The sequence below is a fragment of the Nocardia vinacea genome (assembly GCF_035920345.1).
GTDB lineage: Bacteria > Actinomycetota > Actinomycetes > Mycobacteriales > Mycobacteriaceae > Nocardia > Nocardia vinacea_A.
The window spans coordinates 7,362,062-7,382,434 of record NZ_CP109149.1 but is presented as its reverse complement, the minus strand read 5'-3'; the positions used below and the strand labels follow the sequence as shown (position 1 = coordinate 7,382,434).

General features: G+C 65.7%; 24 protein-coding genes. 15 read left to right on the top strand and 9 right to left on the bottom strand.

Translation table 11 applies throughout. The features are described 5' to 3' along the window. Nucleotides 1–3 precede the first annotated feature (3 nt). The gene (locus OIE68_RS33700) at nucleotides 4–312 is read left to right on the top strand and encodes an ABC transporter permease (RefSeq protein WP_327095008.1); all 309 of its coding nucleotides are present in this window, start codon (nucleotides 4–6) and stop codon (nucleotides 310–312) included. After that, nucleotides 302–556, top strand: coding sequence for a helix-turn-helix transcriptional regulator (locus OIE68_RS33695; protein WP_327095007.1), 255 nt, complete (start codon nucleotides 302–304; stop codon nucleotides 554–556). The genes OIE68_RS33700 and OIE68_RS33695 overlap by 11 nt, the downstream gene beginning before the upstream one ends. A 219-nt stretch (nucleotides 557–775) precedes the next feature. Here the strand turns inward: OIE68_RS33695 and OIE68_RS33690 are convergent, their stop codons facing one another. Beyond that, the gene (locus OIE68_RS33690) at nucleotides 776–1,657 is read right to left on the bottom strand and encodes an NAD(P)-dependent oxidoreductase (RefSeq protein ID WP_327095006.1); all 882 of its coding nucleotides are present in this window, start codon (nucleotides 1,655–1,657) and stop codon (nucleotides 776–778) included. A 180-nt stretch (nucleotides 1,658–1,837) separates the two neighbouring features. Between OIE68_RS33690 and OIE68_RS33685 the strand changes: the two genes are divergently transcribed. After that, nucleotides 1,838–2,188, top strand: a complete 351-nt coding sequence (locus OIE68_RS33685; RefSeq protein WP_419150599.1) for a winged helix-turn-helix transcriptional regulator — start codon at nucleotides 1,838–1,840, stop codon at nucleotides 2,186–2,188. 7 nt (nucleotides 2,189–2,195) lie between these two features. Here OIE68_RS33685 and OIE68_RS33680 read toward each other — a convergent pair whose 3' ends face one another. Together OIE68_RS33680 and OIE68_RS33675 are read right to left on the bottom strand one after the other, a co-directional pair. Continuing rightward, nucleotides 2,196–3,311 carry a glycerate kinase gene (locus OIE68_RS33680; protein ID WP_327095004.1) on the bottom strand — a complete coding sequence of 372 codons (1,116 nt, stop codon included), beginning with the start codon at nucleotides 3,309–3,311 and terminating at the stop codon, nucleotides 2,196–2,198. 56 nt (nucleotides 3,312–3,367) lie between these two features. Continuing rightward, a complete protein-coding gene (locus OIE68_RS33675; protein ID WP_327095003.1) occupies nucleotides 3,368–4,966 on the bottom strand; it encodes an alpha/beta hydrolase in 1,599 nt (532 codons plus the stop codon). A 150-nt stretch (nucleotides 4,967–5,116) separates the two neighbouring features. Here OIE68_RS33675 and OIE68_RS33670 point away from each other — a divergent pair, with 150 nt between their 5' ends. Beyond that, on the top strand, nucleotides 5,117–5,428 hold the full coding sequence (locus OIE68_RS33670) for a GNAT family N-acetyltransferase (protein WP_327095002.1): 312 nt from the start codon (nucleotides 5,117–5,119) through the stop codon (nucleotides 5,426–5,428). Nucleotide 5,429: 1 nt separating this feature from the next. Here OIE68_RS33670 and OIE68_RS33665 read toward each other — a convergent pair whose 3' ends face one another. Beyond that, nucleotides 5,430–6,191 carry a 1-acyl-sn-glycerol-3-phosphate acyltransferase gene (locus OIE68_RS33665; protein ID WP_327095001.1) on the bottom strand — a complete coding sequence of 254 codons (762 nt, stop codon included), beginning with the start codon at nucleotides 6,189–6,191 and terminating at the stop codon, nucleotides 5,430–5,432. Between the two features lie 149 nt (nucleotides 6,192–6,340). On the opposite strand from OIE68_RS33665, the gene OIE68_RS33660 reads away from it, so the two are divergent. From OIE68_RS33660 to OIE68_RS33650, 3 genes are all read left to right on the top strand, one after another. After that, nucleotides 6,341–6,985 (top strand): YqgE/AlgH family protein, encoded by a 645-nt coding sequence (locus OIE68_RS33660; RefSeq protein WP_327095000.1) that lies wholly within the window; start codon nucleotides 6,341–6,343, stop codon nucleotides 6,983–6,985. A 62-nt stretch (nucleotides 6,986–7,047) separates the two neighbouring features. Next, nucleotides 7,048–7,557 (top strand): sigma-70 family RNA polymerase sigma factor, encoded by a 510-nt coding sequence (locus OIE68_RS33655; RefSeq protein WP_327094999.1) that lies wholly within the window; start codon nucleotides 7,048–7,050, stop codon nucleotides 7,555–7,557. Further along, on the top strand, nucleotides 7,554–8,261 hold the full coding sequence (locus tag OIE68_RS33650) for a zf-HC2 domain-containing protein (RefSeq protein WP_327094998.1): 708 nt from the start codon (nucleotides 7,554–7,556) through the stop codon (nucleotides 8,259–8,261). Before OIE68_RS33655 ends, OIE68_RS33650 begins: the two co-directional genes overlap by 4 nt. A 53-nt stretch (nucleotides 8,262–8,314) precedes the next feature. Here OIE68_RS33650 and OIE68_RS33645 read toward each other — a convergent pair whose 3' ends face one another. The 3 genes from OIE68_RS33645 to OIE68_RS33635 all read right to left on the bottom strand — a co-directional run bounded on the left by OIE68_RS33645 (nucleotide 8,315) and on the right by OIE68_RS33635 (nucleotide 10,712). After that, nucleotides 8,315–9,088: an ABC transporter permease gene (locus OIE68_RS33645; protein ID WP_327094997.1), complete on the bottom strand. Its 774-nt coding sequence runs from the start codon at nucleotides 9,086–9,088 to the stop codon at nucleotides 8,315–8,317. After that, nucleotides 9,085–10,062 (bottom strand): ATP-binding cassette domain-containing protein, encoded by a 978-nt coding sequence (locus OIE68_RS33640; RefSeq protein ID WP_327094996.1) that lies wholly within the window; start codon nucleotides 10,060–10,062, stop codon nucleotides 9,085–9,087. The genes OIE68_RS33645 and OIE68_RS33640 overlap by 4 nt, the downstream gene beginning before the upstream one ends. A gap of 134 nt (nucleotides 10,063–10,196) precedes the next feature. Further along, nucleotides 10,197–10,712 carry an EXLDI protein gene (locus OIE68_RS33635; protein WP_327094995.1) on the bottom strand — a complete coding sequence of 172 codons (516 nt, stop codon included), beginning with the start codon at nucleotides 10,710–10,712 and terminating at the stop codon, nucleotides 10,197–10,199. A 201-nt stretch (nucleotides 10,713–10,913) separates the two neighbouring features. On the opposite strand from OIE68_RS33635, the gene OIE68_RS33630 reads away from it, so the two are divergent. The 7 genes from OIE68_RS33630 to OIE68_RS33600 all read left to right on the top strand — a co-directional run bounded on the left by OIE68_RS33630 (nucleotide 10,914) and on the right by OIE68_RS33600 (nucleotide 16,594). After that, the gene (locus OIE68_RS33630) at nucleotides 10,914–12,590 is read left to right on the top strand and encodes a thiamine pyrophosphate-binding protein (RefSeq protein ID WP_327094994.1); all 1,677 of its coding nucleotides are present in this window, start codon (nucleotides 10,914–10,916) and stop codon (nucleotides 12,588–12,590) included. Beyond that, complete coding sequence (locus OIE68_RS33625) at nucleotides 12,587–13,246, top strand: SRPBCC family protein (protein ID WP_327094993.1); 660 nt, start codon at nucleotides 12,587–12,589, stop codon at nucleotides 13,244–13,246. The genes OIE68_RS33630 and OIE68_RS33625 overlap by 4 nt, the downstream gene beginning before the upstream one ends. Before the next feature lie 9 nt (nucleotides 13,247–13,255). After that, nucleotides 13,256–14,314 carry a 3-oxoacyl-ACP synthase III family protein gene (locus OIE68_RS33620; RefSeq protein WP_327094992.1) on the top strand — a complete coding sequence of 353 codons (1,059 nt, stop codon included), beginning with the start codon at nucleotides 13,256–13,258 and terminating at the stop codon, nucleotides 14,312–14,314. Continuing rightward, on the top strand, nucleotides 14,311–15,345 hold the full coding sequence (locus OIE68_RS33615) for an aminotransferase class I/II-fold pyridoxal phosphate-dependent enzyme (protein WP_327094991.1): 1,035 nt from the start codon (nucleotides 14,311–14,313) through the stop codon (nucleotides 15,343–15,345). Before OIE68_RS33620 ends, OIE68_RS33615 begins: the two co-directional genes overlap by 4 nt. A 317-nt stretch (nucleotides 15,346–15,662) precedes the next feature. Further along, nucleotides 15,663–15,935, top strand: coding sequence for a cupin domain-containing protein (locus tag OIE68_RS33610; RefSeq protein WP_327094990.1), 273 nt, complete (start codon nucleotides 15,663–15,665; stop codon nucleotides 15,933–15,935). 102 nt (nucleotides 15,936–16,037) lie between these two features. Further along, a complete protein-coding gene (locus tag OIE68_RS33605; RefSeq protein WP_327094989.1) occupies nucleotides 16,038–16,226 on the top strand; it encodes a CopG family transcriptional regulator in 189 nt (62 codons plus the stop codon). Further along, the gene (locus OIE68_RS33600) at nucleotides 16,223–16,594 is read left to right on the top strand and encodes a type II toxin-antitoxin system death-on-curing family toxin (protein WP_327094988.1); all 372 of its coding nucleotides are present in this window, start codon (nucleotides 16,223–16,225) and stop codon (nucleotides 16,592–16,594) included. Before OIE68_RS33605 ends, OIE68_RS33600 begins: the two co-directional genes overlap by 4 nt. 43 nt (nucleotides 16,595–16,637) lie before the next feature. On the opposite strand, the gene OIE68_RS33595 is transcribed toward OIE68_RS33600, so the two are convergent. After that, nucleotides 16,638–17,045 (bottom strand): SdpI family protein, encoded by a 408-nt coding sequence (locus tag OIE68_RS33595; protein WP_327094987.1) that lies wholly within the window; start codon nucleotides 17,043–17,045, stop codon nucleotides 16,638–16,640. A 128-nt stretch (nucleotides 17,046–17,173) separates the two neighbouring features. On the opposite strand from OIE68_RS33595, the gene leuS reads away from it, so the two are divergent. Beyond that, complete coding sequence (gene leuS / locus OIE68_RS33590) at nucleotides 17,174–20,023, top strand: leucine--tRNA ligase (protein ID WP_327094986.1); 2,850 nt, start codon at nucleotides 17,174–17,176, stop codon at nucleotides 20,021–20,023. A 154-nt stretch (nucleotides 20,024–20,177) separates the two neighbouring features. On the opposite strand, the gene OIE68_RS33585 is transcribed toward leuS, so the two are convergent. Beyond that, entirely contained in the window at nucleotides 20,178–20,369 is a 192-nt protein-coding gene (locus OIE68_RS33585) for a hypothetical protein (protein ID WP_327094985.1), read from the bottom strand. Between the last annotated feature and the right edge of the window lie 4 nt (nucleotides 20,370–20,373).

Genomic DNA, 20,373 nt, shown 5'->3' with positions numbered 1-20,373 from the left:
ATCATGGGCATCGTCGCGATCTCCGGCGTCTTCTACCCGATCACCTCGATGCCGGGCTGGTTGCAGGGCGTTGCGCAGGTGTTCCCTGTCTACTGGGTCGGGCTCGGCATGCGTTCGGCGATGTTGCCGGGCGATGCGGTCGCCATCGAACTCGGCCATTCCTGGCGACATCTGGAAACCATTGCCGTGCTGGGTGTCTGGGCGGTCGCCGGGCTGCTGCTCGCGCCGATCGTGCTGCGTAGGATGGCACGTCGCGAGTCCGGGTCGAACGTGGCCGCGCGCCGCGAGAAGGCGATTCAGCGTGCCTACTGAGGTCATCTACAACCGCATCGCCATGTTGCGGGCCGAGCGCGGCATCTCCCGGCGGGAGCTTGCCGAGGCGCTCGGCGTGCACTATCAGACGATCGGCTACCTCGAGCGCGGCGAATACAGCCCGAGCCTGCACCTGGCATTGCGGATCGCGGCGTATTTCGAAGTGGCGGTGGAGGTCGTATTCGCCGTCAACCCGTTCCCGCGCCTCGGCTCGGACGAATCGGCCAGGGCCACCGGGGATTAGAACCACCGCGATTCGACACATACGGCGCCACAGTCGATTCGACGGTCGCGACCCCAATGGCCGGGACGGCATCGAGCACGGCGGCCAGATATGTAGCGGGATCCGGCGCCGATTTCGAGCACGGCGGCGCCATCGAGCACACGATCGTCGACGGCGGCCACCGCGCCGCCACCCGTCGCGCGAATGCTCAGGTTCGACGGACGCCGGGCGCGCACCGTGTCACGAACGGTCGCCGAGCAGCAACGCGTACGTGGACACGGCCTCGCCCTTCTGCTCGCTGGCCGCAACGGCCCTGCGCCAGAAGGCCTGTGCGGTGTGCGAGAACGTCGCGTCGACGCCGACTTCCTCGCTGGCGTCGATGATGTGCTGTGCACCCGCGTCCATCATTTTGAGACTGGCCAGGGTCGCCCAGCCGCCGTTCTGATTGGCGACCGAATGCTGCTCCATGAAGTAGGGGAATGCGGCGTTCGAGCGGATGGCGAACGGGATGAACTGGGCGACGCTGAGGCCGGAACGCTCGATGACCGCGGTCGCCTGATCGAAAGCTAGCAGCCAAGGATGGAAGATGGTTAGAAGCGCCTGGTAGAAGACCTGCGCGAGACCGTCATCCGCACCGAGATATTCCTGCGGGCTCAGCGGACGCAGCAGTTCGGCGTGCGCATCGAAGACCTGTTTCGGGCCGCTGTAGAAGATGTACGACGCCGGATGGACGATATTGTCGCCCGCCGACATGACGCCGCCGGAGATGAACTCCGCACCGTGATCGCGGACCCAGGCCGCACCTTTGCGCGCCTTTTCCGGCGAATCCGAGGACAGATTCGCGATCACCTTGCCCTTCAAGTGCTCGGTCGCCGGACCGAGTACGTCGTACATGGCGGCGTAGTGGGTGAGGCTCAGCACGGTCACCGCATTGGCGTCCAGCGCCTCGGCGACCGTCGCGGCCCGCTTCGCGCCGAGTTCGACCATGGCGTCGACCTTCTCGGTGCTGCGATTCCAGACCGTCACCTCGATACCGGCGTCCAGGAAGGCCCGGACCATGGCCTGGCCCATCGGCCCAAGGCCGACGACGGAGACGGAGCCAGCGGTGGTGTGCTCGGACATTTTGTGCCCCTTCGGTTCTCGTTCGATTGGTTGTCGGCTGACCCTTTCGAGCGACCTGCAAGCAGTCGCTACGGCCAGGAACCCATGGTCGTTGTCGCAGGTAGGGTCGGGAAGACCGAACGTTGAGGTGTGGTTGCTTACCTCGAGGTTCGAATTCAGGTCAGAAGGAGTGCGGTGGACATGGCAAGTGACGCGGATCACAATGCGTGCGGAATGTCGGTGGCAATCGACGTCGTCGGTGGCAAATGGAAGCTGCACCTGATGTGGGTGCTCGCCGCCGGCCCGCAGCGTTTCGGTCAGATCCGCAAGCTGCTCACCGGCGTCAGCGAAAAGGTGCTCGCGGAGAATCTGCGCCACCTGGAGGCCGGCGGTGTTGTGCACCGCGAGGTCTTCCCCGAGGTTCCGCCGCGCGTCGAATACTCCCTCACCCCACTCGGCGAAGAGCTCGAAGTTGCCCTACGCCCGCTCGAAGCCTGGGGCGATAAGCACCGCGACGAACTGCTCGGCAATCTGCTCGCCGCCGCAGGCTAGGCGCATTTCACAGGTTGTCGACACCTATTTGTTCGCCGACGCGAGCGAGCAGCTGTGCCGCATCGGCGATGGAACGGGCGGGGTCCGGCTCCAGGTCGGCCAGGGTGTAGCAGGCGGTGAAGCCCGCGGCTCGGATCTCGTTGGGCGTCAATTGCGTTCGGCCGACGGCGGCAACCACCGGGACCGCCGCCTTGCGCGCGGCCTCGCAGACACCGATCGGGGCCTTGCCGTGCAAGCTCTGGCTATCGAGAGCGCCCTCGCCGGTGACGACCAGCGTGGCTCCGTCGAGAAGTGTCGGGAAATCGAGGAGTTCGAGTACGACCTCGATGCCGCTGCGAACCTGCGCGCCGAGCACCGCGAGTGCGCCGAACCCGGTGCCGCCCGCCGCGCCCGCGCCGGATACCTCCGCGAATTCCGGTGCGACGACAACGGCCCAATTCGTCAGTGCCGCTTCGAGAATCGGCAAATCCGACGGTGTCGCACCCTTCTGTGGCGCATATACCGCGACCGCGCCGGTCGGGCCGAGTAGCGGGTTGTCGACATCGCAGGCCAGGGTGAAGCTCACCGTCGCGATCCGTGGATGCAATCCGGTGCGATCCAATTGCGTAGCCCGTGCCAAAGTCGCTCCGCCTGTGGATAATTCAGCGCCGTCCGCATCCAGGATCCGGGCACCGAGGGCCTGCAGCATACCCGCCCCACCATCCGTGGAAGCGCTGCCGCCCAAGCCGAGGACGATATCGGTTGCCCCACGATCCAGCGCGTGCGCGATGACGACTCCGAGCCCATAGGTGTGCGCGCCGAGCGGATCGGATTGTCCCCCTGGCAGTTTCGTCAGGCCGACCGCAGCGGCCAATTCGATCACGGCCGTGGTTCCATGCACCGCATAGGCGGCGGTGTCGGGCGCTCCCGTCGGCCCCGGCGCATCGACCTCGATCCGCTCCCAGCCCGCGGCCACGAATGCGTCGACGGTTCCGTCACCACCGTCCGCGACCGGCACCTGGCAGATCTCCGCATCCGGACGGGCGCGCGTAATGCCCGCGGCCAGGGCGCCCGCCACCTCGGGGGCGGTCAGCGAACCCTTGTACTTGTCCGGGGCGATCACCACCCGGGGCGCGGATGTCATCCCCACATTGTCAGGGGTGGTTCCAATGGGCGCACGTCGGGCAATGCGCGGCACCCCTACTGCAACGGCGCCTGGTCGGCGTGGTCGATGGTGACCTGACCGGTCCGCAGATACGTCATCACGGCATCGTCGACGACGGTATTGCCGCGACCGAATGCGCCGTGGTCGCCGCCCTCGACCGTGATCAGCGATCCGCCGAGCGCCTGTGCCATGGCCGGGCCGCCCGCGTAGGCGGTCAGCGCATCCCAGCGGCTCTGCAGCAGTAGCGGGCGGGTGTGCAGATCCTTTCCGGTGATCGGCACCGGCTTGGTCACCGGTTTCCAACTGCCGCAGGCGGTTCCGGAGCGGACCAGATCGGCGCGGGCGTCCATGGCATTGCCGCCGGTGGCGATGGTGGCGATGGCCGAGCCGATCAGCTCGGAGCGGCCGGACACATTGTTCTCGTTGCAGGTGATGGCCGAGAAGACGAAGCGTCCGGTGGGATCGGTGCTGGTCGCGCCCTCGATGGCGAGTAGCTGGCGGACATTCTTCGGATCGATGTTGGCGTCGGCCATCGCCCTGGCGAAGGTCGGCCAGAAGGTGCGGGTGTAGGTGGCGACCGCGGTCGCACCGACCAGCGGCACCTGTGCGGACGCGCCGCCGGTGACCAGCAGGCGCACCAGATTCTGCACCTTGCCCGCTTGCTCGACGCTGTCGTTGAAACCGTCGCGGGCGATTTCGCCGAGCGGTTCGGGCAACGCGCCGGGCAGGTCGGCGACGCTCGCGGGTGGCGGGGTCAGGTTGGCGTACCAGCCGCCGCCCTGGTCGGCGACCAGCCGCACCCAGTTCTGGTAGACCTGCAGCGCGGTATCACCGAGCCCGTAGTCGCCGCTGTGTTCGGCGATCCAGGCGAACAGATCGTCGAGCCGCTGCTTGCCCGCGACCTGCTGTTGCGCGAACTCCTCGGTCCACACCCAATCGGGATTGACGTTGGAGTCCAACACCATTCGATCCACCCGGCTCGGGAACAACGACGCGTACACCGCGCCTAGGTAGGTGCCGTATGAGGTACCGAGGTAACTGATCCGATCCACGCCGAGCGCGGCGCGCACCTCGTCCAGATCGCGGGCCGTGCTCTCGGTGGTGATGCTGTCGAGGTAGCCGGGCAGTGCCGCGTCGCAGGCCTTCTTGATATCGTCGCGGTTACCGCCGCCCAGCGAAACTTGTTCGCCCTCAGCGGATTTCGACGACGCACTGATGGTCTGGGAATCGCAGCGCAGTGGGGTGGCCCAGCGCAGTCCGCGCGGCTGCACCGCGATCCGGTCGTAATGCTCGTTGAGTTCGGCAGGCATCGAATCGATCCGACGAGCCCAGTAGTCGAGGGCATCCGCGCCCGGTCCGCCCGGATTCGCGGCAATGACGCCGCGACGCTCCCCGGTGGCGGCGATCCGGCTGACGGTGAGTTCGATACGCGCGCCGCCGGGGTCGGCGTAATTCATCGGGACGGAGATCACCGCGCACTGCACACCGCGCCCCTCGGTGACCGATGAGTCCGGGCAGGCGCCGAAGGATGCCGCGGGTGCGGCCTCGGCCTGACCCGTCACGATCGATCCGCTGATCAGGCTCGCGGCGGCGACAGCGACCAGCGCTCGTGGAAAACCTGGCGTCCTCATCATGTTTCGTACCTCCGCCGGGCCTATCGCCGATTCGGCGCGACCATCAGCATTCTGGTCAGCCGGGCACCGGTAGACAAGTCGAGCGGGCGATCGGGTGCGATCGGTATTGCGGTGCACAGCCATCCACACCCACCGGAGTAGCGTCGAGCCATGTCGACTGAGGTCCGCAACAACTTCGCGCTGGAACGCTTCGAGATCTACGTCGACGGTGCCATCGCCGGCTACGCCGAATATCAGGACACCGCTGCCGAGCGGGCCTTCATCCACACCGAGATCGACTCAGAGTACGAAGGCCGGGGATGCGGCCGGGTACTGGTGCAGGCGGCATTGAACGCCTCACGTCAGGAGGGTTTCGGCATTCTGCCGATGTGCCCGATGGTGCGTCACGTCGTCGAGTCGAGGCCGGAATACATCGCGATGGTTCCGCAGTGGGCCCGCGAGAAGCTCGGCCTGCCGCTGTAGATCAGTACGCGGCGACGGCTCCGTCGAGTGCCAGCTGTAGATCCGTGCGGACCAGTCGGGCGATTTCCGCGGGTTTGGTCGGCAGTTCGGTGATCGGCACCCCGAAATAGAAGCTGGCGGCCTTGGCCTCCTCCTTGGTGACCGGCACGCTCGGATCGGGTCGCGGCCCATAGCTCAAACCCAGGCTGAGCAGCACCGGCTGCGCACCCAACTTCATCGCGCGGAATGCGATGTGGCCGATCCCGCTGCCGACCGGCTGCACCTCGGTGTGGTCGACCTCGTTGCAGGTGCCCTCCGGAAAGACCGCGATGCCGTCACCGTTTGCCATCCGCTCCGCGCAGATATCCATCATCCGCTGCCCGGCCGCATTCACCGCCCGCAGGCCGTGGTCCTTACCGCGGAATACCGGGATCCCGCCCATCATGTCGATCTTGCGACGCTGGTCGGGATCGAGGAACAGCTCGTCCTTGGCCAGTACCCGCACCCGGCCGATCACCCGACGCAGTTCGCTGCGCCAGGCCGCAGCGGCGACGGTGAACGGGTCGGATTCGGAGAGGTGGTTGAGCGCGACGAGCAACGGCCTGCGCTGGCGAATCACCTGGTGCAGCAGCTTTTGCGCACCCTCGGCATAGGTGACGCGCGGATGGTATCGACGTCCGAGAATGGCGTAGGCCCCCCATGCCTTCAGCCGGTTCTGCCGGTGGTCGCGATAGAAGTCGTACACAGTGTCAGCGTTGTCGAGGAGGACCTCGGGCCGTTCCATTGCCACACCCTAACCGGTCTGTTTCAGGAGTGATCGAGGTGCCGCTAGCGACTGTTTGCAGGTCGCTCGAAAGGGTCCCGGCCGCGGGTCCGAGAATCCGCCACGCCGCTTGACCGACGAACCACCCGCGCCAGTGCGATGATGTCGGAGTGGCACGCGGAGATGACCCGGACGATCGGAAAACTCGCGGCGGACACGGTGACCGCAAGCGACGCGATTTCCGGCAGGGCGAGCAGGTGGTTCGCGCAGGCACCCTGCTGGTGTCGGCGACCGAACTGGTCGAGCCGACCTTCCGGCGCACCGTCGTGTACATCATCGAACACAACGAGGCGGGCAGCCTCGGGGTCGTACTCAACCGACCGAGCGATACCGCGGTGCACGACGTGCTGCCGCGCTGGTCCGAGGCGGCCGCCGCGCCGCGCACGCTCTTCATCGGCGGCCCGGTCAAACGGGACGCGGCGCTGTGTCTGGGCACCATCCGGGTCGGCGCGTCGGTCGCGGGCGTCCGTGGACTGCGCCGCATCGATGGCCGCGTGGTGCTCGTCGACCTCGACGCCGACCCGGATCAGATCACCCCGCTGATCGAGGGTCTGCGGATCTTCGCGGGCTATGCGGGCTGGACCTTCGGTCAACTCGAGGGCGAACTGCAGAACAACGACTGGATCGTCCTTTCGGCGCTGCCCTCGGATCCGATCAGCACCGGCCGCCCCGACCTGTGGGCCCACGTGCTGCGCCGCCAGCCACTGCCCCTGTCTCTGCTCGCGACACATCCGATCGAACTAGAACGTAATTGACATGCCGGCGCGCATTGAACCTTTTGGCCCTCCTGATTCGTGGGATGAGCGGGAGGTGACAAATGCCCGAAGAACAAGCCGAGCTCATGCGGGTTCTGTATCAGGAACATGCTTCGGCGCTATGGCGGTACACGCTCGGTTTGGTTCGCGATCCAGGTCGGGCCGAGGACATCGTGCAAGAGACGTTATTGCGGGCGTGGCAGCGCCCGAACGTGCTCGATCAATCGACGACATCGGCGCGAGCGTGGTTGTTCACGGTCGCGCGCAATCTCGCCGTGGATGAGCACCGCAGCGCCCGCAATCGGCGCGAATTCCGCACCGACAACCCGCCGGAGCAGGCCGCTCCGGATCAGGCCGACCGGGCACTGGACGGCTGGCTGATCGCGGACGCATTGAGCAGGCTCAGCGGCGATCATCGCGAGGTGATCGTGCGGGCCTACTATCGAGGCCTTTCCACCCACCAGATCGCCGAGGAACTCGATATCCCGGCGGGCACGGTGAAATCTCGCATGCACTACGGCATGCGCGCGCTACGGCTGGCACTACAGGAGATGGGGGTGACGAATCAATGACGGACATCGCCGACGACTACTCGACGTGGGATGCACCGTACATTCTCGGCTCCCTGTCTCGCGCCGAACGGCGGGAGTACGAAGAGCATCTGGCGGGCTGCCCGGTTTGCCGGGCGGCGGTAGCCGATCTCGCCGGACTCCCTGGTCTGCTCTCCATGGTCGATCCCGACACCGCGTTCGCCATGATCGAGCCGCCGGAAAAGACTGCGGCCGAGGCGGATCCCCCCGCACGGCTGCTGCCCCGGCTCGCCGATGCGGCCGAGAGGCGTAGGCGGCGCAGTCGGTGGGCGACCGTCGGCGCCGCAGTCGCGTCGGCTGCCGCGGCGGTGGCCATCGCGGTTCCGGTTGTCACCGCGGTCACTGCGGCGGATAAGCCGAGCGCCGAACAGGTTGTGGCCGAACGCAGTATGGAACCGATCACACCGAATCCGGTGACGGCCAGCTTCAAGGTCGTGCAGGCCGATGGAAAGACTCGGATCGTGATGACCTGCAGCTATGGACCGAGCGACCAGAAATATGACTGGGATCTCGACCTGTATGTCATCGGCACCGACGGCAGCCAGGCCAAACTCGACCGGTGGCCCGCCGGACCCGGCACCGAGCTGACGATCGACCGGACCATCGACAAGGCGCCGGGTCAGATCCAGGCGGTGCAGATCCGGAAGGCGGCGACCGGCGAGACGCTGCTGTCCGGCACGGTCTGACACGTTTCGATCCCCCCGCCGAATTCGGTGGGGGGATCGAAGGTTTCGGTGATTCAGCGCTGGGCCTGCTTGCGGAAGACCGAGGTCGACCAGAAGTATCCGACCAGCCCCAGGCCGACACACCAGGCGATGGAGATGATGCCGTTATTGCCGATCTCCGTACCCATGAGCAGGCCGCGGATGGTTTCGGTGAGCGGGGTGAACGGCTGGTACTCGGCGAACTGACGCATCACGACCGGCATGGTGTCGGTGCCGACCAGGCCGCTGCCGAGAAACGGCAGCATGATGAGCGGGAAGGGCATATTGCTCGCGCTCTCCGGACTCGACGCGACCAAACCCATACCGACCGCGAGCCAGGTGAGTGCGAAGACGAGCATGGCGAGCAGTCCGAACGCGCCGATCCACTCGACGACATTCGCCGACGGCCGGAAACCGACGAGCACCGCGACACCGACCATGGCGGCGATGCCGAGCAGGGCCACGATCAAAGCGCCGACTACATGTCCGGCCAGGAACGAGGACTGCGAAATCGCCATCGTGCGAAAGCGATTCACAATGCCCTTGGTGGTATCGGTGCAGACCGAGACCGCCACGCCCGCGGTCATATAGGCCGGGATCATCAACAGCATGCCCGGAGTCAGGTAGTCGATGTAGTTGCCCCCGGAGGACTTCTCCAGTGCGCCACCGAAAACGAAGTTGAAGGTGAGCAGCAGGATGATCGGCATGATGATGATGCTGACGGTCAAGCTCGGGTACCGCTTCGCATGAAGCAGGTTGCGCCGCAACATCGTCTTCGAGTCGGCGAGCGCGTAGGTCATCATGCTCATCGCACGGTCTCCTTTTCGGCGGTGGGATGTCCGGTGAGGGTGAGGAATACGTCGTCGAGGGTGGGGGTGTGCACCGAGAGTCCGGCGACCTCGATCTGCTCGTAATCGAGCCGGTCGAGCACCGCGCGCAGCGACTTGACACCGCCGTCGCTGGGGACCGCGAGGGTGAATTCCTCCTCGGCCGCGTCATCGACGACGCGCGCCTCCGGTCCTAATGCCGTTGCCGCGGCAGCGAGTCCGAGCTGATCTGCGAATTCCAGGCGGATATGTCCGCCAGGGATCCGCCGCTTCAATTCGGCGGCCGTGCCCTCGGCGACGATCCGGCCGTGGTCGAGTACCGCGATCCGGTCGGCCAGTTGATCGGCCTCCTCCAGGTACTGGGTGGTGAGGAAGACGGTGACGCTGTAGTCGTCGACCAGTGTGCGGATCATTTCCCAAATGGTTCGCCTACTGCGCGGATCCAGGCCGGTGGTGGGCTCATCTAGAAAAATGATGCGCGGATCACCGACCAGCGTCATGGCCAGATCCAGGCGCCGCACCATACCGCCGGAGTAGGTGGCCGCGGTCTTGTCTCCGGCCTCGACCAGATCGAAGCGCTCCAGGAGGTCCGCGGCCAAACGCTTGCTCTCGCGGCGCGGCAGATGGTGCAGATCGCCCATCAGGACCAGGTTTTCGCGACCGGTCAGCAATTCGTCGACCGCGGAGAACTGGCCGGTGACACCGATCGCGGTGCGCACGGCATCGGATTCGGTGACCAGATCGTGGCCGTCGACGCGGATCTCACCCGCATCGGGGCGCAGCAGCGTGGTGAGGATCTGCACGGTGGTGGTCTTGCCCGCACCGTTCGGGCCGAGGAGGGAGAAGATCGTGCCCTCCTGGACCGTGATGTCGATGCCGTCGAGCACCACCTGCTCACCAAACGATTTACGCAGGCCCAGCGCCGAAATGGCGGGGGCGCGATGACCGTTGGACATGGTCTTCCTTTCGAGAGATTTTCATAGATAAATGCGAATGACAGCATGATTCAGCCGCACCGCGCCCGGAGTCCGGTGCGGCGTTATAACAGGTGGTATTCGGTTGATCGTCGGCTCCGCCGACTGCCATCCCCCTAGATGTCGAGTTCCTCGACCGGCGGACGGTCGGCGATCTGGGCCACTCGCTCGTAGAGCTTGTCCGGAAGTTTTCCCTTCAATTCGCCGAGCGAATCGACGATCTCGAAAATGAAGTCACCCCAGTCCTGATCACCGACGCCGAGCATGCGACGCCAGTTCGTCAGATCTTTGACCCAGTTGACGCTCTGCGGGTATTCGTCCCAGTTCGAATACTGGGCATGCATGACGAACTTGCCCTTCCGGCTGCGATACACCCGGACGTGTTCCATGCGCTCTTCGTTCACGTCGCGGTGCTCGCCGAGCAGGGCGCCGGAGAAGCGGACCTGACGCACGCCGTTGTGGCCGACCCGCAGCACTACTTCGTCGTAGCCCTCCAGCCTGCCCTCTTCCAGCTCGATGAACCGTCGCAGCGCGGTGGTCACCGCCCCCGAAAGGTTGCCGCCGACCAGCTCCTGCGCGCGCTGGAACAGTGGCAGGTCGTCGTCGGCAACGTAGATCGTTTTGTTGGGCATGAACTCACTATACGTAGATGTATACGTACACGCAAGCTGTGGCCGCTCACAAGAATCTCCCGAGCGCGTCATGCGCGAAGTACATCGTGCGCGAGGGATTGAACCGCTGAGCAGTCCAACTCGTAGTTCACGTGTACGCAATTTGTGACCGCGCCCGTGCTCGCCTCAGGCGCGCGGCCGGTCACTGCGAGAGGAGGGCCGATGCCGAGCAGGGTCGTAGATTATCTGGTTCGAGCGGTTTCAACCCTGGGGGTGCGGCACATCTTCGGTGTCGACGGCGCGAATATCGAGGATCTATACGACGCGCTATTCGATGCGCCCTACGACGTCGCGGGAATCGTTGCCAAGCACGAGTTTTCGGCGGCGACCATGGCCGACGGCTATGCCCGCTCGACCGGCCGACTCGGCGTCGTCGCCGCCACCTCCGGCGGCGGCGCGATGAATCTCGTTGCCGGACTTGCCGAATCGTTCGCGTCCCGGGTGCCGGTGTTGGCATTGGTCGGGCAGCCGCCGACCGCTCTGGAGGGCAACGGCGCATTCCAGGACTCCAGCGGGCTCGCCGGCACCATCGACGCGGCCCGGATGTTCGGCGAGATCACCCAGTACTGCGCACGAGTGGAGACCGCCGCCGACCTGCCCGACAAGTTGTCCAGGGCAGTCGACGCCGCCCGGCGTGGCGGCCCCGCGGTCCTACTGCTGCCCAAGGATGTACAGCAGAGCGATATCGGCGATACCCCGCCGTTCCGGCCGACACCGCCGACGCATCGGCGCGATGAAAGCGGCCTGGCTCGGGTGCGCGGCGCGCTGACCGCGGCACGCAAGGTCGGCAAGATCGTGATCATCGCGGGCGACCAAATCGCGCGCGACGACGCCCGCACCGAACTCGCTCGCCTGGCACGCGCATTGGATGCGTCGGTGGGGGTCGCCCCGGATGCGAAGGACACCTACGACAATGCCGACCCGGCGTTCTGCGGTGTCGCCGGGAGTATGGGACATCCGGAGTTGTCGGCGGCACTGCGCTCGGCGACCCTGTGCCTGATCATCGGCACACCGATGCCGATTACCGCGCGCACCGGGTTGGACGAGCTGTTGGCCGACCGCACCGTCGCGCATATCGGTGTCGCTGCGCCGTATCTGTCCGCGATCCACGCCACCAGCACGGATCTCGCGCGGGATCTGGCCGAACTCACGGATGAATTCACCGACGGCATCGAAGAGAGTCATCCGTATCCTCCGCATGCTCTGACACCCTTGCGGGTGCCCGAGTCGACCGGTCCCGGTCTGCGCTACCGCGAATTGGTCGAGACGATCGAGGCATTATTGCCCGAGGGCACAGACGTTTTCGCGGATGCGGGCAATACCGGGGCCGCGGTGGTGCACCATTTGAGGGTGCCGCGCGGCGGCCGATTCGTGGTCGCGCTCGGAATGGGCGGGATGGGCTATGCGTTCGGCGCCGCAATAGGTTCCGCATTCGCACGCCATCGTGGGCCGTCCGGAACGAGACACACCGTCGTCGTCGCAGGTGACGGCGCGTTCTACATGCACGGCATGGAATTGCACACCGCGATCGAACATCAGCTGCCGATCATCTTCATCGTGCTCAACAACAACGCGCACGCCATGTGTGTCACTCGCGAACAGCTCTATTACCAAGATCGCTACAGCTTCAACCGATTTCGGCCCACGCACCTGGGAGCGGGCATCGATGCCATGTTCCCTGAACTGTCTGCCTACTCCGTCCGTACTACCGCAGACCTGGCCATCGCACTGGGGCGATGCGTCGAATCCGAAGGGCCAGCGTTCATCTCGATCGACGTCGACCCCGACGAAGTTCCACCCTTCATCCCGTTTCTCGCGACATTGGAGAAGAAGCCGTGACAACAAGCGCCCTCCCCGCCCTCAGCGACATTCCGGAAGACGTAATCCCCGGCGTGCTGCGGATCGAGAACTCAGATAAGGACGCAACCACTCCGATCATCATGGACATGCTGCGGTCGGTGTATCCGCACGACCAGATCTTCGGCGAATACTGTCCGGTGCAGGCGTATATCGCCGCGCCGCCGGATGAGGTGTGGGAATACCTGGCCGATACCCGCAGCCTGGAGGAGTGGACCTATAGCCTGCGCGGCTTCGTCGAGACCGAGGAACCGGGTCTGTGGCTGGCCTGGGACCGGCTCGGCCCGGGGACCAAGATCTTCACCCGCACTGTCGCGCACCGCGAGGGCATGACCGTCGACTACCACTGCGCCTGGGATCAGAGCCAGCACCTGTGGATGATCTACCTGCTGCGGGTGATCGATGCCCAGGTGGTGTTCAACAAGCCGGGTTCGGTGGTGCTGTGGGTCAACTGCCGTCACCCGTTCTATGACGAGAATCCCTATCCCGAAACGGCTCCCGAGAAGCGGCCGGTATGGGTGGGCGACTTCTGGGAGATGTTCTCCGCCGGGCACCAGCTCGAGATGGACAACCTCAAGGCGATCTGCGAATACCGAGCGGCAAACGGTCTTCCGATCAAGCCCGACTGGATGAAGTGAGGCCGCACCATGAACTCGAACTCCGAAGCCCCCGCCAACCCGGGCGCCCCAGGACTGCCGACGGTCAGCCTTGTCGACGTGGCGAGCTATCTGCCGGGTGAGCCGGTCGGCACCGAATACTTCACGCAGTACAGCCGATCCGATCGGATGGCCAAGAACGTCATGTTCCGCTCGCCCAAGGCGCGCCACCATGTGGCCAGGGACGAGACCGCGGTGGATATGGTCGAGCGCGCCGTCGCACCGCTGATCGAACGCCATGGTGCACAGGCGATCTCGGATATCGATGTGCTGATCACGCATACCCAGCTGCCGGACAATCCGGTGATGGGCTGTGGACCCGAGACAGCCCGCCGCCTCGGGATGAAGCCCCGCTTCGTCTACGACGTGCACAACGGCGGCTGCGCGGCCTTCGTGCACATGATGGCGATGGCCAGGATGATCCTGCAGACCACCGACGCCCGCACCGCGCTCATCGCGGCCAGCCAGAACTGCGCGGGCCCGGTGTTCACCCAGACCGAAATCCGCAAACTCGCCCAGGCACCGGTGCCCGGCGACGCCTGCGGTGTCGGACTGCTGGTCAAGGACGATTCCGCGCCGATCCTGGATATCGAATGCCGCACCTATCCCGAATTCGCCGGGGATATGGAGTTCTCGACGAATGGCGAGCGCAAATACTGGGAGCCTGGCGAGGGGCAGGGCTGCGTCAGTTTCACCGAATCGAAGATCACCAAGGTGTTCGCACGCGGCAATCGGCTGGTGCCGGAGGTGGCATTGGCGGTGTGCGATCGGATCGGGGTGAAGGGCCGCGATATCGACACGTTCGTCACCAATCAGCCGAACCGACTGTTCCTGCGCAACTGGCACGATGCGCTGGAACTGCCGCCGGAGCGGCATCCGGACACCTTCGAGCAGTGCGGAAATCTGTTCGCCGCAGGCATTCCGGTCACCCTCGATACCGAGAATCGGGCCGGTCGGCTGCGCAACGGCTCGGTGGTGCTGTTGTCGGCATTCGCGCACGCCGGTGATTTCGCCGGTGCCGCGGCGGTACGCTGGGGTGCGGCCAGATGAGCATGCGGGTGGCCGATGAATCTCGGCCCTCGCAACAGCACCGAAGTCAGCGGACGCAGGCTCGGTTCGATCTCAGCCTGAGCGAAAATCCGTTCCCCCCACTGCCTTCGGTACTTATCGCGGTGAACAGCGTACTGGCGCAAGCCAATCGCTATCCGGAGTTCCTTCCGCGTCGGCTGCCGAGGTTGATCGCGGGGCACGTCGGGGTGCATTCGGATCAGGTCGTCGTCGGTTCCGGCGCGACCGGGGTGGCCATGCAAATCATCCAGGCATTGACCAAGCCGGGTGACGGAATCGTATACGGTGCACCAACTTTCGATGGTTATCCGATCATGGCGGAGATGGCCGATCTCGAGGTCGTTCCGGTGCCCCTGGATGCCGCGGGCAATCAGGATCTCTGGGCGATGACGAAGGCCATCGACAAGCAGACCGGTTTGGTGGTGGTCTGCCGTCCGCACAATCCGACCGGCACCGTGATCTCGGCCGGTGAGCTGAAGTCGTTCTTGTGCTCGGTGCCGTGCCGGGTGCCGGTCATCCTGGACGAGGCGTATGCCGAATTCCTCGGTCCCGCCGATCGGGTCGACACTCTGGAGCTGCTCAATCGACATCCGAATCTGCTGGTCCTGCGCACCTTTTCGAAGGCCTACGGACTGGCCGGTCTGCGCATCGGCTACACCTTCGGCCGCAGCGAGTTGATCAGCCGCGTACACAGGCTGCAGCTGCCGTTCGGGGTGGGTTCAGCGGCGGTGGCCGCGGTCGCCGCGTCGTACGCCGCCGAACCCGAATTGGCCGCGCGCATCCTGCGCATCACCACCGCCCGCGAGACCCTGCGCAGTGCGCTGCTGCACCGACACATCGCCGTGCCGCGCAGCTACGCCAACTTCCTCTACCTCCCGGGCCCGGGCATAGCAACGGCGCTACGCCGGGCCGGCATCGCGGCCAAGGTGTATCCCGACGGCAGCGCGCGCGTCGCAGTCGGGGACACCGAGGCAGACCACGCGGTGCTGAAGGCGCTGGAATCACTGCGCTAACCAGACCGCCCCGGGTCGCCCTGGCCCCGGGGCGGCCCGTGCTCGCGGATGCGGTCAGCACCAGCGACGCAGTCAGCGCCGTCGGATGCGGCGGACGCAGTCGGCGCCAGCGGATCAAGATCAGGTGGCAATGGTGGCGGGGGCTTCTCGGGCGATGCCGCCATGGGTTCCACCTGATCTTGATCGCGCGGTGGTTCCATGGGGTGGTGGTGAGGTGGCGGAGGTGGCAGGTGAATGCGGCGCCAGCACGCGGGACAGCGAGTCGGGTGCTGTTTCGGTTCATGTTGGGGCGGCGGGAGGTCATCGTTCGGCAGACTGTGATCGAACCTGGGGGGACAAGCGGCTGGCACTACCACGACGGCACGCTGTTCGTGCTGGTCGCCCGCGGCACCCTCGACCACCCCGGTGGCGACTGTGCCCCGGTCACCTACCGGCGCGGCCGAACCTTCCGGGAACCCAGCGGCCCGAACTATCCACATGTGGCACGCAATCTCGGGACGACCCCGGTGACCCTGTTCGTGCTGTACCTGAACCCGGTCGGCAGCCCGCTGTCACATCACGTCGACCCGCCTGCGTGCGCCGACCGATAGCCGCTTCCCGACGTAGCAGCGGCATTCGCGGGCCCCATGCGGTTTCGGCCGCGCTGCCGCCCCAAGCCGTGGTATCTGACAGGTATCAGGAAGGTTATGGCGATGACTTTGCGACTCGATGATGACGACGACCGCATGCTGACCATGGAAGCCGCGCGCACCGGCCGCTCCAAGCAAGAGATCTCGAAGGAAGCGATCCAGCTGCATCTCACCGCGAACGAGGAGGTGTTCGAGGCGATGCTGGTGCGCAGCATGCAACGGCACGCCGAATTGCTCGAACGGCTCGCGTGATCCGATACCTGACGGTCCACGAACTTCTTTTGATCGCGCGGGCCGTGAACCGCGGGACCGACGCGATCCGGGATTGCGGGTTACTCGCCTACGCCGCAGCGCGTCCGTCCACCAGGGTGTTCGGCGTCGATCCGTATCCGGAATTGTTCGAAAAGGCCGCCGCATTGCTGCATTCGCTTGCTCGCAGGCGTGCCCTGATCGACGGCAACAAACGCACCGCGTTCCTCGCCGCGGCGCTCATGCTCGAACGTAACGGCGTGATACTGGCCGCGCTTCCGGACGAACAGGAGCCGATCATGGTCGCCGTCGCAGTCGGGGACATGGACGTGCCGGAGATCGCCGAGCACCTCCGGAAATGGAGCGAATAGCAACGCGCACGACGTCGCGATGGGGTCCGGTCGCGACCGCGCGTCAGTTCGTCGGGGCGCAGGTATCGCGCAACGAGCACGCACCGCAGGAGGAACCGCAGCCACCGATCTGTTGGGCGGGAACCAACTCCTCGACCGCACGAGCTGCGGCATTCGCGCCCGCGCCGAGGGTGAACAGCGCGACCGTCGCTGTGACCACCGCAACGATCAGCGCCGGAAAACCACCTGCGGCGAGGGCGACGAGGCTGCCCGCGAAAAGCAGTGCGCCTGCGGCCACCGAGGTGGGGGCGGCGACGCGGTTGGCGATGCGGAAGGTTTCCTCGTCGTGCAGTGCCGCCTCGGTGTGCACCCCGACGAAGCGGTTGCGTGGCAGCCGGCCGGTCAGTCCGAGCACACCGGTTGCGATGGCGACCATGGCCAGCACGAACAGGGTGAGAGCGACGACGAACACCCGAGAAGGCTAGCGCACCGCCGCCACGCCGGATCCAGCCCGGCCCGATTTTCGGTGTATAAGCCCGGACGTTCTACCCTGATAGACACATCTATGACGGGGATCGGCGAGAACAAGAAGGCAGGACCGTGGCGGACACTCGTGCAACCGAAAGCGATGTACCGGAGCACAGGTACAGCGCTGGCCTCGCCGGCCGCATCGAGCGCCGATGGCAGCGGACCTGGGACGAGCGCGGGACCTTCCACGCGCCGAACCCGGTAGGCCCGCTCGCGGGTGCGACGCCGACGGACAAGCTGTTCGTCCAGGACATGTTTCCGTACCCATCGGGCGCGGGTCTGCATGTCGGGCATCCGCTGGGCTACATCGCCACCGACGTCTTCGCGCGCTATCACCGGATGCACGGCCGCAATGTGCTGCACGCGCTGGGCTATGACGCATTCGGCCTGCCCGCCGAGCAGTACGCGGTGCAGACCGGTGCGCATCCGCGCCAGACCACCGAGTCGAATATCGCCACCATGCAGCGTCAGCTGGACCGGCTCGGCCTGGGCCACGACCGTCGGCGTTCGTTCGCGACCACCGATCCGGAGTACTACAAGTGGACGCAGTGGATCTTCCTGCGCATTTACAACGCTTGGTACGACAAGGATCTGGACCGCGCCCGCCCGATCGCGGAACTGCAGGCACAGTTCGATTCGGGTGCCCGGCCCACGCCCGACGGCCGCGCCTGGAATGATCTGACCGCGGCCGAACGCGCCGAGGTGCTGGACTCGTATCGTCTGGTGTACCAAACGGATTCGGTGGTCAACTGGTGTCCCGGTCTGGGCACGGTGCTGTCCAACGAAGAGGTTACCGCCGACGGCCGCAGTGAGCGCGGCAACTTCCCGGTATTCCGGAAGCGGCTGTGGCAGTGGATGATGCGCATCACCGCCTACTCCGACCGGCTGGTCGACGATCTGGACCGCCTGGACTGGCCGGAGAACGTAAAGGCCATGCAGCGCAACTGGATCGGGCGATCCCGTGGCGCGCAGGTGAAATTCGACGCCGATGGTCAGCAAATCGAGGTCTTCACGACGCGGCCGGACACCCTGTTCGGTTCCACTTACGTGGTGCTGGCGCCCGAGCACGAGCTGGTCGACAGGCTGACCGCGGAGGCCTGGCCCGCGGGCGTCGATCCGCGCTGGACTTTCGAGGACGCCGGTGACCCTCGGGAAGCCGTTGCCGGATACCGCAAGGCGATTGCGGCCAAATCGGATCTGGAGCGGCAGGAGAACAAGGAGAAGTCCGGCGTCTTCCTGGGTTCCTATGCGACGAACCCGGTGAACGGCGCGCAGGTGCCGATCTTCATCGCCGACTACGTGCTGGCGGGTTACGGCACCGGCGCGATCATGGCGGTGCCGGGACACGATCAGCGCGACTGGGAATTCGCCTCGGTATTCGGCCTCCCGATCGTGGAAGTCATTTCCGGCGGGGACATTTCGGCCGCGGCCTACTCCGGTGACGGCGCGCTGGTGAACTCCGATTACCTGAACGGGCTGGCGGTCGAGGAGGCCAAGGCCACTGTGATCGCGCGGCTGGAGGCCGACGGCCACGGCACGGGCACCGTTCAGTACAAGCTGCGCGACTGGCTGTTCGCCCGCCAGCGCTACTGGGGTGAGCCGTTCCCGATCGTCTACGACGAGGACGGTGCACCGCACGCACTGCCGGAATCCATGCTGCCGGTCGAACTTCCGGAGCTGGACGATTTCGCACCGGTCACCTTCGATCCGAACGACGCCGACTCCGAACCTTCGCCGCCGCTGGCCAAGGCCACCGACTGGGTGAATGTCGAACTGGATCTGGGCGACGGCCCCAAGCAGTACCGCCGCGATACCAATGTCATGCCGAACTGGGCGGGCAGCTCCTGGTACCAGCTGCGCTATGCGGACCCGACGAACGCGGATGCGTTCTGCGCCAAGGAGAACGAGCAGTATTGGCTGGGCCCGCGTACCGCGGAGCACGGCCAGAACGATCCGGGCGGCGTCGATCTGTACGTCGGCGGTGTCGAACATGCGGTGCTGCATCTGCTGTACGCACGGTTCTGGCAGAAGGTGCTGTTCGATCTTGGTGATGTGAGCGGTTACGAACCGTACCGCCGCCTGTTCAACCAGGGCTACATCCAGGCGCACGCCTACACCGACGCGCGCGGTGCGTATCTGCCCGCCGCCGAGATCATCGAGCGCGACGGCAAGCACTACTTCCCCGATCCGACCACCGGCATCGAGATCGAGGCGTTCCAGGAGTACGGCAAGATCGGAAAGTCGCTGAAGAACGCCATCTCGCCGGACGAGATGTGCGATATGTACGGCGCCGATACCTTCCGTCTGTACGAGATGTCGATGGGTCCGCTGGATACCTCGCGGCCGTGGGCGACCAAGGATGTCGTCGGTGCGCACCGGTTCCTGCAGCGGGTGTGGCGCCTGGTCGTCGACGAGGAGTCCGGCGCGGTCCGGGTCACCGATGCCGCGCCGTCGGAGGAGACGCTGCGCCTGCTGCACAAGACGATCGCGGGTGTAGACGAGGATTACGCCGCGCTGCGCGATAACACCGCGGGCGCCAAGCTGATCGAGCTGACCAACCATCTGACCAAGAGCTACCCTGCGGGCGCACCGCGCGAGGTGGTGGAGCCGGTGGTGCTGATGCTCGCGCCGATGGCACCGCATATCGCCGAGGAACTGTGGGAACGGTTGGGGCACAAGGAATCCCTGGCCCACGGCCCGTTCCCGGTGGCGGATCCGGCGCTGCTGGTCGAGGAGTCGGTGGAGTATCCGATTCAGGTGAACGGCAAGGTGCGCAGCCGAATTCAGGTGCCAGCCGACGCCGATAACGCGACCATCGAGGCGACCGCGCTGGCCGATGAGAAGATCGCGGCACTGCTCGGCGAGAATGCGCCGCGCAAGCTGATCGTGGTGCCTGGGCGGCTCATCAATATCGTCGCCTGACCGCGCGCCCATCCCGCGTTACGGATTCGGGCGCCGCGCACGCATTTGTCCGGTTATTTCGTGTCCGGCGGGCAAATCCGTGCGCGGCACACCACTGTCAGCGCGGCGGGAGACGGCGTTCTGCTGCCGCACCGCCGCGATGACTCCCGGCGCCCTATACCGCGATCATCCGGACCCGGCTACTACACAGCCGCCGCATATCATCAATATCGGATGTCACCATGGCGACCGGACCAGGCTGACGCAGCGCCATTTCGGCGACAGTCGCATCTATGGCGTACTTGTCGCCGTGCAGTCCCGCCTGTTTCAGGAGTTCGGCGGCCGCCGTCGCGGCGGCCTGGTCCACCGGC

Excerpts from the sequence above, each read along its gene's own strand:
- OIE68_RS33700 (WP_327095008.1), top strand. The coding sequence starts at position 4 with ATGGGCATCGTCGCGATCTCCGGCGTCTTCTACCCGATCACCTCGATG.
- OIE68_RS33690 (WP_327095006.1), bottom strand. The coding sequence starts at position 1,657 with ATGTCCGAGCACACCACCGCTGGCTCCGTCTCCGTCGTCGGCCTTGGG.
- OIE68_RS33685 (WP_419150599.1), top strand. The coding sequence starts at position 1,838 with ATGGCAAGTGACGCGGATCACAATGCGTGCGGAATGTCGGTGGCAATC.
- OIE68_RS33680 (WP_327095004.1), bottom strand. The coding sequence starts at position 3,311 with ATGACATCCGCGCCCCGGGTGGTGATCGCCCCGGACAAGTACAAGGGT.
- OIE68_RS33675 (WP_327095003.1), bottom strand. The coding sequence starts at position 4,966 with ATGATGAGGACGCCAGGTTTTCCACGAGCGCTGGTCGCTGTCGCCGCC.
- OIE68_RS33670 (WP_327095002.1), top strand. The coding sequence starts at position 5,117 with ATGTCGACTGAGGTCCGCAACAACTTCGCGCTGGAACGCTTCGAGATC.
- OIE68_RS33665 (WP_327095001.1), bottom strand. The coding sequence starts at position 6,191 with ATGGAACGGCCCGAGGTCCTCCTCGACAACGCTGACACTGTGTACGAC.
- OIE68_RS33655 (WP_327094999.1), top strand. The coding sequence starts at position 7,048 with ATGCCCGAAGAACAAGCCGAGCTCATGCGGGTTCTGTATCAGGAACAT.
- OIE68_RS33650 (WP_327094998.1), top strand. The coding sequence starts at position 7,554 with ATGACGGACATCGCCGACGACTACTCGACGTGGGATGCACCGTACATT.
- OIE68_RS33645 (WP_327094997.1), bottom strand. The coding sequence starts at position 9,088 with ATGAGCATGATGACCTACGCGCTCGCCGACTCGAAGACGATGTTGCGG.
- OIE68_RS33640 (WP_327094996.1), bottom strand. The coding sequence starts at position 10,062 with ATGTCCAACGGTCATCGCGCCCCCGCCATTTCGGCGCTGGGCCTGCGT.
- OIE68_RS33635 (WP_327094995.1), bottom strand. The coding sequence starts at position 10,712 with ATGCCCAACAAAACGATCTACGTTGCCGACGACGACCTGCCACTGTTC.
- OIE68_RS33630 (WP_327094994.1), top strand. The coding sequence starts at position 10,914 with ATGCCGAGCAGGGTCGTAGATTATCTGGTTCGAGCGGTTTCAACCCTG.
- OIE68_RS33620 (WP_327094992.1), top strand. The coding sequence starts at position 13,256 with ATGAACTCGAACTCCGAAGCCCCCGCCAACCCGGGCGCCCCAGGACTG.
- OIE68_RS33615 (WP_327094991.1), top strand. The coding sequence starts at position 14,311 with ATGAGCATGCGGGTGGCCGATGAATCTCGGCCCTCGCAACAGCACCGA.
- OIE68_RS33605 (WP_327094989.1), top strand. The coding sequence starts at position 16,038 with ATGACTTTGCGACTCGATGATGACGACGACCGCATGCTGACCATGGAA.